Below are 14,359 nucleotides of genomic sequence, written 5' to 3'. Positions count from 1 at the left end.
GGAACCCACCCGCGCCACACCAAGAACCCCTCGCCGGGTTCGACGAGGGGTTCAGGGCTGATGCTACGCCGGTCGTCGTGGGTCGGGGGCGGCCCCGCGACGCCCGGGGTCAGGAGCCTTCGTACCGGATCCCGAGGTCCTTGCCGACGGCCAGATTGACCCCGTTGTCCATCCACTTGTTGCTGGTCAGACCGGAGACCGAGGCCCGCGAGGGGTAGTAGATGCGGATCGTGTACCGGGAGTTGCCGTTGTAGACGAACTGGTCGCGGCCGAACAGATTGTTCTGCAGCGTCAGCGACACCCGGCTGAACTTGGCCGGCTGGATGCTGACCGTGTTGCCGCCACCGTCGAGCCAGTTCTTCTCGATGACGAGGTTCTTCACCGGGGTCACGTTCTGCACGACGATGATCGCCGCGCCGGCCTGCCGGCCGAGGATGCCCAGGGAGTCGCCGGCGACGACCGACCCGATGATGGTGTTGCCGACGATGGCGATGTTCTCGCCGCCCTGGATCTCGATGCCGTCGTTGTGGGTGCCGTCCGAGTGGTACGGGCTCGAGCTCCACCGCGTCATGTCGTGGATGTAGTTGCCCTCCACCCGCACGTTGGCGGCGGACGAGCCGCCGGGACGGTTGAAGATGCCGATGCCGTCGTTGGTGCGGGTGATGTGGTTGTACCGCGCGGTGAACTCGTGCCCGACGATGCCGTCGCGGGTGGCGCTGGGCCGGTCGGGCTTGATGGTGTTCCGCTCGACCGTCAGGTTGTAGACGGCCGCGCTGTTGGCGTCGACGCATCCACTGTTGCCGGCGGTCACATCGGAACCGCAGTGCAGGTAGGAGTTGCGGATGGTCACGTTCCGGGCCTGGATGCGCAGGTCCCCGTAGACCTCCTTGCCGTCGATCACCGTGCCGTCCTGGGTGATGGTCAGCGGGCCGGTGTAACGGCTCAGACTGGTCCCCGAGGGGACCCCGGTGTTGCTCGCGGACGGCTTGCCACTGCTCGACGCGGGCGCGGCCGCGGCCGGGGTGGCGGTCGAGGTGCCGTCGAGCGAGTCGGCCGAGACCTCCCAGATGCTCAGGTCGACGGGCGCCGAACTGGAGGAGTAGTTCCAGACGCCGACGGCACCGGCGCTGCTGATGCGGGCGGAGTCGGAATCGGAGTACTCGTACTGCCAGGACGGGGTGCTCGCGCCGTCCGGCCAGGCCCGCACCTGGATCTTCACCGGGTTGGTCCCGGTGACCTGGCCCTCCAGGCGGACGGCCTGCCCCTCCACGACGGTGGCCGGCAGGGTGATGCCACCCAGCAGGGTCTCGTCGTTGCCGGCGGTCCGGCTGACGCTCACCGCGAGCGCACCACCTCCGGTGACCCGGACACGGGCGCGGTAGGCCGATCCGTCGGACTTCTCCCGCAACTCGAGCGCGTGGTAGAGCTTCAGCCCGCCATCGGCGACACCGACCACGGTCGTCTTGGAACGCGCCACGGTGTTCAGGGACGACACCTGGTTCAGGCTCCCGCCCGCCGCGGTCGACGGCTGGAGGCCGTCGATCGTCCAGGCGCCGTCGGACACGTCGTTCACGCCGGCGGACACAGCCGGATTGACCGTCCATCCACCGCCGAGCGGAGCGGAACCCAGGGCTCCGGACACCGACCGGTCGAAGCTGTCGGCGGCGACCGGGCCGGCGTCGGCCGCCCAGGCGGGGGCGGCCGGCAGGACGGTCACCGTGGACGCGGCGAGCGCGATCACGCCCGCCAGGATGCGGACGCGGGCCGGTCGGCCCGAGGGGTGCAGTGCACTCACGAAAGAACTCCTTCTGGACACCGGGCGGGGGCGCCGGGCGTCGATGCACGGGTCATCGCAGGCCACTGCATGCAGCGGCCGGTCGAATCGACATGAGGTGGAACACGAATACCGGCCCGGGTCGGACCGGGTCCGCGTCGATCACCGGAAGAACGCGGCGGTGCGCATTTTCCGGTCCCCGGACATTTCCGGGGAATCGGCGGACTCGACCGGACCATATCCGGAGGAAACGCCGCCGACCAGAGCCGCAGCCTGCCGCCCGGGACGATGCGAGGCGGCCGTCCGACGATGGAACCCCGCGCGGACCAGCGCGAACATCTTCGTAGCGTGACCACGACGAACGCCTCCGTCACGATCGGCCGCCGGATGCGCGCGCACAGACCTGTGCGGCCGGCGTATCGGGAGAATTATTGGGCCGGATGAGTGAATTGCGAACCGCTACCCGCGGGACCGGACCGAAATGCCTCCGCAACACTGGTGACAGAGCTCACGTTATGGTTTCGAGATTGGTCGGGTCCCCGCCGCGGGTACGGCGCCGTCGGCGCGAACGGGTCCCGGAGCCGGTCGGTCGGTCGGCGGTCGTCCGGGTCGGAGAGCGCCGTCACGCCGACGCCGGCGCCGGTCGGGTGCACCGGCAGGTGCGGGTACGGGCGCAGGTGGGTTCACTCCATCGATCCCGGACGGCCGTCGTGAGAGGATTCGTCGCGGGACGGTGTCCGCGCGATCCGCCGTGGTGTAACGGCAGCACCTCGGATTTTGGTTCCGATGGTTCAGGTTCGAATCCTGGCGGCGGAGCGAGGCACTCACGGTCCGGAGTGCCACCACCTACGTCGAAGGCCCCGGATGCCGATTCGGCATCCGGGGCCACCGGTGGTGCGACGGGCGAACGCCCGGGGGATCAGGAACCGTTGTAGCGTATCCCGGAATCCCGGCCCACGGCCAGGTTCCTGCCGTTGTCCATCCAGGTGTTGCTCAGCAGGCCGTGCACGGTGCTGCGCGACTCGGAGTAGATCCGGATCTGGTAGGTCGAATTACGCGAGTAGACGTACTGGTTGCGGCCGAACTGGTTGTCCTGCATGGTCAGTTCGACCGTGGCGAACTTGCCCTGCTGGATGCAGACGGTGTTCTGGGCGTCGTCGAGCCAGTTCTTCTCGATCACCAGGTTCTTCACCGGCGTGACGTTCTGCACCACGATGATCGCGGAACCGGCGTGCAGGCCGAACACCCCGAGCCCGTCGCCGGCGACCGCCGACCCGATGATGGTGTTGCCGACGATGGCGATGTTCTCGCCGCCCTGCACCTCGATGCCGTCGTTGTGCGTTCCGTCAGTGTGGTAGGGGCTGTCGTTCCAATGAGTCAGGTCGTGGATGTAGTTCCCCTCCACCCGGACGTTCGCCGCGGACGAACCACCGGGCCGGTTGAAGATCCCGATGCCGTCGTTGGTGTGCAGGATGTGGTTACCGCGGGCGGTGAACTCGTGACCGACGATGCCGTCCCGGGTGTAGCTGGGGCGGTCCGGGTCGATGGTGTTCCGGTCGATGGTCAGGTTGAAGACGTTGGCGTGGTTGGCGTCGATGCACCCACTGTTGGTCGGAGTGACATCGGAACCGCAGTGCAGATAGGAGTTGCGGATGACGACGTTCCGGGCCTGGATGCGCAGATCGCCGTAGACCTCCTTGCCGTCGATCACCGTGCCGTCCTGGGTGATCGTCAGCGGACCGTCGTAGCGGCTCAATCGCGTCCCGACCGGGACGCCGGTGTTGCCGGCGTCCGGCTTGCGGGCACCACTCACCGGGGGCGTGCTCACCGGCGGAGTACTCACCGGCGGAGTACTCACCGGCGGAGTGCTCACCGGCGGAGTGCTCACCGGCGGGGTCGTCGGCGGGGTGATGGCCGAGCTCGTCGGATCGATCATGGTGATGGTCGGCGACGGGGGGGCCGGAGCGGTGGTGGCCGGGGCCGTCGTCGCGGGGGCGGTGGTGGCCGGAGCCGTCGTCGCGGGGGCGGTGGACGCCGGGGCCGAGGCGGACGCCGGGGCCGAGGTGGCGGTCCGGGTCACCGGCGCGGGGCTGCTCACCGGCGGGGTGGCCGGAACCGGAACGTCGGCCGAGCTCACCAGGAGATCGTCGGTCAGCACCGCCGCACTGCCGCTGATCGAGGCGTACTCCCAGGTGCCGGCCGAGCCGGCCCGGACGATGCGCGCGGGATCGGAGTCCCGCACCTCGGTCTGCCAGTACGGCATCGCGGTGCCTTCCGGCCATGCCCGCCCGTTCACGGCCACCGGGTCCGTGCCGCCGGCCTCGAACTGCACGACGATGCGCTGACCGGCCCGGAAGGTCCCGGGGAGATCCACGGACTCCAGGGCGACCTCCCCGGCCGGCCCGACCCGGTTGACGCTGAGCGCGGCGCGGCCGTCCTGGTTCATCCGGATCCTGCCCCGGTACACCGATCCGTCGGCCTGCCGGCGCATCTCCACGGCCTGGTAGACCGTCCACGTCCCCGTGCCGATGCTCGGGAACGACGTGGTGATCTGCACCCGGACGTCCCGCGCGGAGACGGCGGGAAGTGTTGCCTGGAAGGACTTCCCGGACGGGAGCGCAGCCACCGAACCGGCTCCGCCGGACACCTGCACGGCGGCCTTGCCACCGTTGGTCAGCGCCCACGGGCCGCCCTTCTCGGCGGTGCCCCATCCCCCGGCGACCGACCGGGCGAAGGAGTCCTGGGCGACCACGGTCCAGTCGGGGGCAGCGGAGGCGGCCGGGACGCAGACCAGGGTCAGGCCCACGCACAGGCTGGTGGCGGACAACAGACCGGCGGTGAGTCGGTGGCCGGGTCGGGCGGGGCGTCGCTTCATCGGGAATCTCCTCGGGGACGGCAAGGGGTACGGGCGGTCCGGGGACCGGTGCGGGATGGGGCGGCTGCGCGGGACCGGGACGGCGGCACGGCGCCGGCGGGACGGGCACAGGTGGCACGGGGCACGTCCGGAACCAGCCGGGTCCGTGCGGGACGGGGTGCCGCATCGACGGCGCACTCCCCGGTCCGGCGGTCCGCGTCCACCGCGGGCGGATCGAGCGCCGGGGTGACACCCGCGGCAGCAAGGCCGGGGATCGGGACCTCCGCGGTGCCAGGCACTCGCGGTAGACACAGAGTAAGAGGCCAGACACTGCGGGCAACATCCCCCGAACGGTCCCCGCGGTCGTCACCCCGCCCGGGAGGCGGGTCGGCCACCTGCGGAGATGGCGTCGCCGGTGACCGGACACGGTCCCCGACGGGTGGGGATCCCCGGAGTCGTCACCCGTCGGACGCCGGACGGGCACCCGCCGTACGCCTCCCACCTCCCCGTCGGGGCGCGGTGGCCGCGATCGTCGGTCCTGGCCGTGTGAGCCAGGTCACCCTCTGCAGGACGGCACGGGCCGGGACGGGATGTCGCACCGACTACCGGGACGGCTCGTCACACCGGAAAGGGGAGCCCGTGACGGCCTGCGTCGCTCCGCGACCGGGACGCGGTGACCTTGGGTGACCCGGCGCCGTCGGGCCGCGCACTAGCATCACCCGGGTCCCACGGCCCCGCACCGGGCCCGGTGGACCTCCGGCCCGGCAGCCTTCCCGGCGGGCGGAATGCGCGAGATGCCCTGGAGGAGCTGTGCCGTTGTCCTCGCCCCAGCCGACGCGACCCGCAGTGGAGGGCGACCCGTCGGAGCCCGTCGCTGCGCACCCGCCCGCCGATCCGGCCGTGACTGCCGTCATCGTGCTGGCCGCCGGGGCCGGCACCCGGATGCGTTCGGCCCTGCCCAAGGTGCTCCACCCGCTGGCCGGCCGGCCGCTGGTCTGGCACGCGGTCCGGGCCGCCGCCGCCCTGACCCCGCGCACCCTGGTCGCCGTGCTCGGGCACGGCCGGGAGGCGGTCGGGGCCTACCTGGACGGGGCCGGGGACGAACTGCCGTCGATCGTCCGGGCGGTGCAGGCCGAGCAGCGCGGCACCGGACACGCGGTGGCCTGTGCGCTCACCGCGACCGGCGGGCTGACCGGCACGGTCGTCGTCACCTACGCCGATGTCCCCCTGCTCCGCCCGGAGACCCTGGGCGAACTGGTCCGCGCCCACCACGACGGTGGTCACGCGGTGACCGTGCTGACCGCCGAGGTGGACGACCCGACCGGTTACGGCCGGGTGATCCGGGACGCCGACGGCACCCCGGCGGCGATCGTGGAGCACAAGGACGCCGACGCCGACCAACGGGCGGTGCGCGAGGTCAACTCCGGTGTGTACGCCTTCGACGGGGAGCTGCTGGGCGAGTCGCTCGCCGCGCTGTCCACGGACAACGCCTCCGGCGAGCTGTACCTGACCGACGTGCTCGCCGGGGCCCGCGCCCGCGGCCGCCGGGTGGGTGCCGTCCGCGCGAGCGACCCGGTGGAGACCGAGGGGGTCAACGACCGCGTCCAGCTCTCCGAGATGGCCGCCCGGCTGAACGCCCGTCTGGTCCGCGATCTCCAGTTGGGCGGGGTCACCGTCCTCGACCCCCGCACCACCTGGGTGCACGCCGACGTGCGGGTCGACGCCGACACGGTGCTGCTGCCGGGCACGTCGCTCGAGGCGGGCACCGTGGTCGGGTCGGGCTGCACCATCGGCCCGGACACGACCCTGAGTGCATGCCGGGTCGAGAGCGACGCCTCCGTGGTCCGATCGCACGCCTCCGGCGCGGTGGTGGGCCCCGGCGCCACGGTGGGGCCGTTCAGCTTCCTGCGGCCGGGCACCGAACTGGGCGCCGGCTCCAAGGTGGGCGCCTACGTCGAGGTCAAGGGATCGACCCTGGGCGAGGGAGCCAAGGTCCCGCACCTGTCCTACGTCGGTGACGCCGAGATCGGGCCGGGCAGCAACATCGGTGCCGGCACCATCACCGCGAACTACGACGGGGTGCGCAAGTCGCGCACCGTGGTCGGCCGCGACGCCTTCGTCGGCACCAACAGCACCCTGGTCGCCCCGGTCGTCGTCGGGCCGGGCAGCTATGTCGCGGCCGGTTCGACGGTCACCGCCGACGTGCCGGCCGGCGATCTGGCCGTGGCCCGGCAACGTCAGCGCACGGTGCGCGGCTGGGTGCTGCGCCGCCGGCCCGGCACGCCGACCGAGCGTGCCGCCCTGGCCGCCGGCGCCGGTGCCCCGGCCGGTCGGGACGCCGACGGCGCGCCCGTAAGCTCACCGGGTACCCCCGCTCCCACCGCCGAAGGGGACCTCACCGCGTGAGTGCCATCTCCATCACCAACAGCAAGTCCCTGATGCTGTTCTCGGGACGCGCGTTCCCGGAACTGGCCGACGAAGTGGCCCGGTTCCTCGACGTCGAGGTCACCCCGCAGGACGCCTACGACTTCGCCAACGGCGAGATCTTCGTCCGGTTCAAGGAGTCCGTCCGCGGCACGGACGCCTTCCTGATCCAGTCGTGCGGTCCGCCGCTGAACACGTGGATGATGGAGACGCTGATCATGATCGACGCCCTGAAGAGGGCCTCGGCCAAGCGGATCACCGTGGTGCTCCCGTTCTATCCCTATGCGCGCCAGGACAAGAAGCACCGCGGCCGGGAACCGATCTCCGCGCGTCTGGTCTCCGACCTGCTCAAGACGGCCGGCGCTCAGCGCCTGATGACCGTCGACCTGCACACCGACCAGATCCAGGGCTTCTTCGACGGCCCGGTGGACCACCTGTTCGCCCAGCCCCTGCTGACCCGCTACATCGCGGACAAGTACATCGGCGACGATCTGGCCGTCGTCTCCCCGGACTCCGGTCGCGTGCGGACGGCGGAGCGCTGGGCCGACCGCCTCGGCGGAGCGCCCATCGCGTTCATCCACAAGACCCGCGATCCGAACAAGCCCAACCAGGTGGTGGCCAACCGGGTGGTCGGCGATGTCAGCGGCCGCACCTGCATCGTCGTCGACGACATGATCGACACCGGTGGGACCATCTCCAAGGCGGTCGGTCAGGTGCTCGACGCCGGAGCCAGCAAGGTCGTCGTCGCCGCAACGCACGGCGTGCTGTCCGACCCGGCCGCCGAGCGGCTGGCCGCTTCCGGGGCGTGCGAGGTCGTGCTGACCAACACCCTGGCCATCCCGCCGGCCCACCGGTTCGAGCAGCTGACCGTGCTGTCCATCGCGCCGCTGCTCGCGCAGGCGATCCACGAGGTCTTCGAGGACGGATCCGTCACCAAGCTGTTCGACGCCTGACCGGACTGTTCGACAGTCGATCCGGGAGCCGGGCGGGATCCCGCTCCGGCGGAGTTCAGCCCCGCAGGCCCCGGACCCTGTCGGCCACGACCGCGGCCGGCTGCGGTCGTACGGCAGGCGGGCTGTTCACCGTCGTCGGCGTCCGGCCGGCTGCCGCGGTCAGGGTTGCCCGATGGGTGGTCATCGCCGCGACCATGCCCAGGACGACCCAGAGGAACGGCCCGGCGATGGTCTGCGCGTTCAGGGCGTTGTAGGTCTGCGGGACGATCACCATGACCGCCCCGGTGAGCGCCAGGCCGGGGAGCGGCGGACGTCGTCCGATCCCGCGGACGACGATGGCCGCCTGGATCCCGAAGTAGAGCAGTGCGAAGACCACACCGACGTCGACCGCGTAGATCAGGATCGAGCTCTCCAGGCTGGTGGTCAGGCCGCCCAGTTCGGCGACCCGACTGGCCGAGCCGATACCGCCTCCGGTGAAGAGGAAGTCGCTGCCGTGGTCGGCGAAGAACTGCAGGGCGGCCGTCCGGGCACCGGTGGAACCGGTGTCGTTGGCGAGCCGGTCCGCCACCCCACTGCTCAGCGACGAGGTGGCCGCGTACCCGGCCGCCACCGCGACCACGACGACGGACACGATCTTCGCCAGCGGACGGATCCGCGAGGCCAGCACGACGTAGGCGATGCCCAGACCCGCGACCGCCAACCCCGTCCGGGACTGGGTGGCCAGCATGCCGCCGGCCAGGAGCATGAGCAACGGCAGTTGGACCGCGGCCGAGCGGAAGCCCGCGAGCAGCGGGATGGTCGCCCCGATGAGCAGCGACAGGGTGAGGGGATGGTCCAGCGTGCCCATCCAGCGCGGGAAGTTGATCTCGTCGAACCAGTAGTTGGTCTGGTAGTAGGCGCGGTAGAGCAGCACGCCCCCCTGGGCCCACTCGACGAGGGCCAGCGCGGCCTGGACCGCGACGATCCCCACCACCCACGCCCGCAACCGGTGGATCAGGGCGGGATCGCGGTCCAGGGCGATCTGGATCAGGACGAACAACAGGATCGGCGCCACCATCTGACTCAGGAAGAGCACGAGACCGCTGCCGGTCCGGCTGGTCTTCGTGGCGAGGAAGGCGACGGCCAGGAACAGGCTCAGCCCCAGGTAGGTCAGGATGCGGCGGGCGATCTCCCGCAGCACCGCATGGACGTCGTGGAGCACCTGGAAGGCGAACGACAGCAGGATCAGCCAGGTCGCCGGGTGGAAGGCCAGCGAGCTGCCGCGCGGCTGCCCGGTGATCATGGACGACGCCACCCCGGGAACCGCGGCCCACAGCACCAGGGCCACGAGCACGAGCACGATCGGGCGGCTGCGGAAGAAGTAGGCCAGCACCGTGCAGATGCCGATCCAGCCGACGAGTTGGACCATCGACACCTCCCCCGGGCCCGCCTGCGACCCCCAGCACACATCGCCACCGGACCGAACGGCGCACGGTCCCGACGAGCCTACCGAGCGTGAGCTCGATCCGGTCCCCCACGACCGGCGGCGCGGGTCGGTCGAGCGCCACGAGGGGTTCGGCGTCACGGACGGCACCGTCGATGGTCGACGGAGGGTGATGTCGGCTGAACCACCCTGATCGGAGGGTGACGCCGTCGCCCGTCGGGAGGAGATCGTCGCCGCCGTGGTCTCTGTCCGTTATATTCACCGGTGGGGAGTGCCGACGGTGAACACCGGGGACAGACACCCGCCCGCGCGATCTCGGGGGAGATCCTTCGCGGAGTGGGCCGCCGTCGGTCGTACGAGGGGGAGACATGCGAGCACCGAACACCGGCCGGGCGTCCGGGACGCCGTGGGTCGTCAGGTCGAGCGCAACGGTCGGATCGACACGGTGAGCCTCCCCGACGTCTGTGTCGTGGGCAGCGGCCCGAACGGACTCGCGGCGGCCGTCACCATGGCCCGGGCCGGACTGTCGGTCCAGGTCTTCGAGGCCAACGACACCCTCGGGGGTGGCGCCCGCACGGCCGAGATCACCGTGCCGGGCTACCACCACGACCTCTGTTCGGCCGTGCACCCCATGGCCCTCGCCTCCCCCTTCTTCAAGGCCTTCCAGTTGGCCGACCGCGTGGACTTCGTGACGCCGGACGTCTCGTACGCCCATGCCTTCTCCCCGGGTCGCGCCGGGGTGGCCTACCGCGACCTGGAGCGCACGGCGGTCGAACTGGGCGCCGACGGCAAGGGCTGGCGTGACCTCTTCGCCCCGCTGGTCCGCAACATCGACGGCATCGTCGACTTCGCCACCGATCAGCTGCTGCGCATCCCCCGCCATCCGGTGGCCGCGGCCCTGATGGGCCTGCGGACCCTCGAACAGGGCTCGCCGCTGTGGAACGCCCGGTTCGTCGGGCAGGTGGCGCCGGCCATGCTGACCGGCGTCAACACCCACTCCCTGGGCATCATGCCCAGTCTGTCGACGGCCGGCGCCGGCCTCCTGCTCGCCACCCTCGCGCACAGCCACGGCTGGCCCGTCCCCATCGGTGGCTCCCAGGCGATCGCGAACGCCCTGGCCGACGATCTCCGGGCGCACGGCGGCGAGATCCACACGGGGGTCCGGGTGGACGACCTGGGCGAACTGCCGCCGTCACGGGTCACCCTGCTGGACACCTCGGCGCGGGCCCTGCTGCTGCTGGCCGGAGACCGCCTGCCCGACCGCTACCGGGCCGCGGTCGGCCGCTTCCGGTACGGCGACGGAGCCGCCAAGGTCGATTTCGCCCTGAGCGAGCCCGTGCCGTGGACGGCGAAGGCCCTCCGCGACGCGCCGACCATCCATCTCGGTGGGAGCCGCCGGGCTCTGGCCGCGTCCGAGGCGGACGTCGCCCGCGGTCGGTACCCCGCGGAGCCCTATCTGTTGATGTCGCAGCCGAGCCTGCTCGATCCGACCCGGGCCCCGGCCGGTGGTCACGTCCTGTGGGCCTACACGCACGTGCCGCGGGGCTCACGGCGGGACATGCTCACCGAGATCACCGACCGCATCGAGACCTTCGCGCCCGGTTTCCGCGACGTGGTCGTCGGGTCGGCCTCCAGTTCGGCCGCCGGTCTGGAGGCGCACAACGCCAACTACATCGGCGGGGACTTCAGCGCCGGGGCGGTGACGGCGTTCCAGCTGGTCAAGCGTCCGGTGATCTCCGCCCACCCCTGGCGCACCCCGCTGCCCGGGGTGTACCTCTGTTCGTCCTCGACCCCGCCGGGTCCGGGGGTCAACGGGATGGCCGGCTGGCACGCCGCGCGCCTGGCCCTGAAGGACCTGGGCCTGCCCAGCCCGGATCTCGCACCGGCCGTCCCCCACCGGGGTCACACCCCGGCCGTCGTGGAGGGGACGAGCCGATGAGCACCCGCGAGAACCTCCCGACCCGGACGGCGGTCCGCCTGCGCGTGCTGTTCCTGGCGCTCCTGCTCGTGGTGCCGGCCGGCCTGGCGATCAAACGGCAGGCCGGGGTCGAGCCCTACCCGGCGATCCTGCTGCCCAGCTTCGGCCCGGTCCTGGAACGGGACGGGGTGGTGCGGTTCCGGGAGTCCGAGGTCATCGGGATCACGGCGGACGGTCGGCAGACCGTGCTCGACCCGGCCGAGGTCATGCCCGGGGCGAACGACGGCTACTCCGTGGTCTTCGGGGCGATCTTCTCCGACGAGGCAAAGGTGACGGCCCCCGACTCGGTCGCGTGGCTGCGCCAGCAGTTGGCCCGTTCCTACCCGGACCAGCAGTTCACCTCGCTGTCGGTGCGCTGGGTCGACAGCCTGTACGACTCGCGGACCGGGCAGCGGACGACCGACGACGACCAGGTCTCGTACACCATCGATCTGCAGGGGGCGTCGTGAAGGCCCTGGCCCGGTTCGACGCCTGGGTCCTCCGGGGGCCGTTCACCCCGCGCGACCTCGGCCGCTTCCGCATCGTGTTCTGCCTGCTGCTGGTCCTGCTGGTGCCGCAGCTCGACTGGCTGGCGCCCTACCCGAACTCCTTCTACGAACCTCCGTGGGGTCCGTTCGCGCTGCTGTCGGGGTTCCCGTCCGCACCCGTGCTCACCGTCGTCGAGATCGTGGTCTTCCTGTCCCTCGCCGCGACCCTGCTGGGGCTGTTCACCACCGCCTCGTCGATCGCGCTCACGCTGTCGCTCGTCGTCGACTTCGGCCTGAACTTCAGCGTCGGCAAGGTCGACCACTCGATGGTCATGGTGATGGTGCCGGCCGTGCTCGCCTTCGCCCGCTGGGGCGACACCTGCTCCCTGGACGCGATCAGGCGCCGGCGCCGTGGGCTGGACCCGGTGGATGCCGACACGGCCCGGGCCCGGCTGCAGTGGCCGATGCGGTTCCTGGGCCTGGCCATCGGACTGGCCTTCGTCTCGGCCGCGGCCCCGAAGGTCCTGGGTGGCTGGCTCAGCCTGTCCAGCCAGGCCAGCTACGGCTACCAGGTCCGCAGCGACGTGCTCTCTGGGCGGTCGAGTCTGCTGTCCTCGTTCCTGGTGGATCTGCACGTGCCGGCGGTCTGGGAGGCGCTGGACTGGGCCACCGTGGCTCTCGAGGCCGGGGTGGTGCTCTGCCTGGTGACCTGGCGGAGCTGGCGCATCGGGCTGGCGGTGCTGGCCCTGTTCCACGTGGGTATCGGCCTGTCCCTCGGGATCTGGTTCGCCAGCAACGTGATGGCCTACGGCGCCTTCGTCGCCTGGGGCCGGTGGGCGCTGCCGTCGGTGACCCTGTCCGAACGCACCCGGCGGACGGTGAGCCGGGCGGCGATCCCCCTCACCGTCGGGGTCGGCCTGCTGCTGTGGTGGGTCTCCGGCCTGATCAGCCCGGCCATCGAGACGTTCCGGATGCTCATCGTGCTGGCCGGTGCAGCAGTGGCCCTGGTCTACCTGCTCGCCCAGGTCCGCGGCCTGCTGACCCGGCGCCGCGGCCGGGTCCCGGAGACCCTGCACAGCACGTCCCCGGCCGGCTGACCGGGTCGGCGGCGGGGCCGCCCCCCGGAGCGGACCTCACCGGGACCCGGCGCGGGTCACCTACCATCCGAGACCGGGCACGGTGCGTGATCAGGGGCGATCAGGACGACGCCGCACCGACCCCAGCAGAACGCCGTCCCGGACCCCGCCGGTTCGGACGAACACCGCGACAGACCCGAGAACAGGAGGTGCCCGTTCCGATGGCGCCCCGCCGACCCACCGGTGACCGACCCACGGTGCGGATCCTGGGCACCCATGGTGTCCCGGCCGCCTACGGCGGGTTCGAGACCGCCGCGGAGAACGTCGCCCTGCACCTGCGTGACCACGGCTGGCGGGTGATCGTCTACTGCCAGGAGACCGGTGACGGGCCGACCCGCGAGGACACGTGGAACGGCCTGGAGCGGGTGATCGTGCCGGTGTCCCGGGAGGGCTGGCTGGGTACGTCGTCGTTCGACCTGAAGAGCATCCGGCACGCCGTCCGACACCGGGACGTGTGTCTGACGTTCGGGTACAACACCGCCGTCTTCAACATCGCCCAACGCCTGCTGCGGATCCCCAACGTCATCAACATGGACGGCATCGAGTGGTCCCGTGCGCGGTGGGGCAAGGCCCGCCAGGCCATCCTGTGGACGAACGAGCGCATCGCCTGCTTCGTGGGTGACCACCTGATCGCCGACCACCCGAGCATCGAGGTCTACCTGACCACGCGGGCCCGGCACAGCAAGATCTCCACCATCACCTACGGCGCCAATGCCGTCACCGACGCCCCCACCGGCCCGGTCACCGACCGGGGCCTCACCCCGGGGAAGTACCTGACACTGATCTGCCGGCCCATCCCGGAGAACTCGATCCTCGAACTGGTGCAGGGCTTCTCGGCCCGCCCACGCGGCGTGGACCTGGTCGTGCTCGGCAACTACGACGGCGAGGCCGACCCGTACCACCGGGCCGTGCTGGACGCGGCGGGCGACGAGGTGCGGTTCGTCGGAGCGATCTACGACCCGGCGGAGGTGGCCGCGCTCCGCTTCCACGGCGCCGGGTACCTGCACGGTCACACCGTCGGTGGCACCAACCCCTCGCTGGTCGAGGCGATGGCCGCCGGCAACCCGGTGATCGCCCACGACAACGAGTACAACCGGTGGGTCGCGGCCGACGGCGCCCGCTACTTCGCCACCGCCCAGGACGCCGACGAGCGCATCACCGAGCTGCTCGCCGACGACGGACAGCGGGCGGCGATGGGCCGGGCCAGCCGGGACCGGCATGCCCGGGAGTTCACCTGGGAACACGTCGCCGGCCAGTACCGCACCCTGCTCGAGCGGTACCTCCGGTGAGGCCCGCACCCGCCGCCGGCGCCACCGGCCCGGTCACGAACGGATCCGCCACCCGCGGACC

The 14,359-nt window shown here is 71.5% G+C and carries 10 protein-coding genes and 1 tRNA gene; 7 read left to right on the top strand and 4 right to left on the bottom strand.

Features of this window, described 5'->3' with window-relative positions; translation table 11 throughout:
- Positions 1 to 109 precede the first annotated feature (109 nt).
- Entirely contained in the window at positions 110 to 1,795 is a 1,686-nt protein-coding gene (locus J2S58_RS17110; protein ID WP_205257449.1) for a right-handed parallel beta-helix repeat-containing protein, read from the bottom strand.
- A gap of 141 nt (positions 1,796 to 1,936) precedes the next feature.
- Entirely contained in the window at positions 1,937 to 2,113 is a 177-nt protein-coding gene (locus J2S58_RS17105; RefSeq protein ID WP_205257448.1) for a hypothetical protein, read from the bottom strand.
- 406 nt (positions 2,114 to 2,519) lie between these two features.
- Here J2S58_RS17105 and J2S58_RS17100 point away from each other — a divergent pair.
- Positions 2,520 to 2,590 (top strand) — tRNA-Gln (locus tag J2S58_RS17100).
- A gap of 103 nt (positions 2,591 to 2,693) precedes the next feature.
- Here J2S58_RS17100 and J2S58_RS17095 read toward each other — a convergent pair.
- Positions 2,694 to 4,649, bottom strand: a complete 1,956-nt coding sequence (locus J2S58_RS17095) for a right-handed parallel beta-helix repeat-containing protein (RefSeq protein ID WP_205257447.1) — start codon at positions 4,647 to 4,649, stop codon at positions 2,694 to 2,696.
- Between the two features lie 879 nt (positions 4,650 to 5,528).
- Between J2S58_RS17095 and glmU the strand changes: the two genes are divergently transcribed.
- Positions 5,529 to 7,034: a bifunctional UDP-N-acetylglucosamine diphosphorylase/glucosamine-1-phosphate N-acetyltransferase GlmU gene (gene glmU / locus J2S58_RS17090; RefSeq protein ID WP_306829028.1), complete on the top strand. Its 1,506-nt coding sequence runs from the start codon at positions 5,529 to 5,531 to the stop codon at positions 7,032 to 7,034.
- Positions 7,031 to 8,005, top strand: a complete 975-nt coding sequence (locus J2S58_RS17085) for a ribose-phosphate diphosphokinase (RefSeq protein ID WP_205257446.1) — start codon at positions 7,031 to 7,033, stop codon at positions 8,003 to 8,005. The genes glmU and J2S58_RS17085 overlap by 4 nt, the downstream gene beginning before the upstream one ends.
- Positions 8,006 to 8,060: 55 nt before the next feature.
- Here the strand turns inward: J2S58_RS17085 and J2S58_RS17080 are convergent, their stop codons facing one another.
- The gene (locus J2S58_RS17080; protein WP_205257445.1) at positions 8,061 to 9,413 is read right to left on the bottom strand and encodes a hypothetical protein; all 1,353 of its coding nucleotides are present in this window, start codon (positions 9,411 to 9,413) and stop codon (positions 8,061 to 8,063) included.
- Between the two features lie 460 nt (positions 9,414 to 9,873).
- Here J2S58_RS17080 and J2S58_RS17075 point away from each other — a divergent pair, with 460 nt between their 5' ends.
- From J2S58_RS17075 to J2S58_RS17060, 4 genes are all read left to right on the top strand, one after another.
- Positions 9,874 to 11,367: a phytoene desaturase family protein gene (locus tag J2S58_RS17075; protein ID WP_306829024.1), complete on the top strand. Its 1,494-nt coding sequence runs from the start codon at positions 9,874 to 9,876 to the stop codon at positions 11,365 to 11,367.
- Positions 11,364 to 11,855, top strand: coding sequence for a hypothetical protein (locus J2S58_RS17070; RefSeq protein WP_205257444.1), 492 nt, complete (start codon positions 11,364 to 11,366; stop codon positions 11,853 to 11,855). The genes J2S58_RS17075 and J2S58_RS17070 overlap by 4 nt, the downstream gene beginning before the upstream one ends.
- The gene (locus J2S58_RS17065) at positions 11,852 to 12,970 is read left to right on the top strand and encodes an HTTM domain-containing protein (RefSeq protein WP_205257443.1); all 1,119 of its coding nucleotides are present in this window, start codon (positions 11,852 to 11,854) and stop codon (positions 12,968 to 12,970) included. Before J2S58_RS17070 ends, J2S58_RS17065 begins: the two co-directional genes overlap by 4 nt.
- Positions 12,971 to 13,158: 188 nt before the next feature.
- The gene (locus tag J2S58_RS17060) at positions 13,159 to 14,298 is read left to right on the top strand and encodes a DUF1972 domain-containing protein (RefSeq protein ID WP_205257442.1); all 1,140 of its coding nucleotides are present in this window, start codon (positions 13,159 to 13,161) and stop codon (positions 14,296 to 14,298) included.
- Positions 14,299 to 14,359: the final 61 nt, after the last annotated feature.

The organism is Nakamurella flavida, from assembly GCF_030811475.1.
GTDB classification, from domain to species: domain Bacteria; phylum Actinomycetota; class Actinomycetes; order Mycobacteriales; family Nakamurellaceae; genus Nakamurella; species Nakamurella flavida.
The sequence above is the reverse complement of the archived record's forward strand: the minus strand, read 5'-3'. Positions and strand labels throughout refer to the sequence as shown.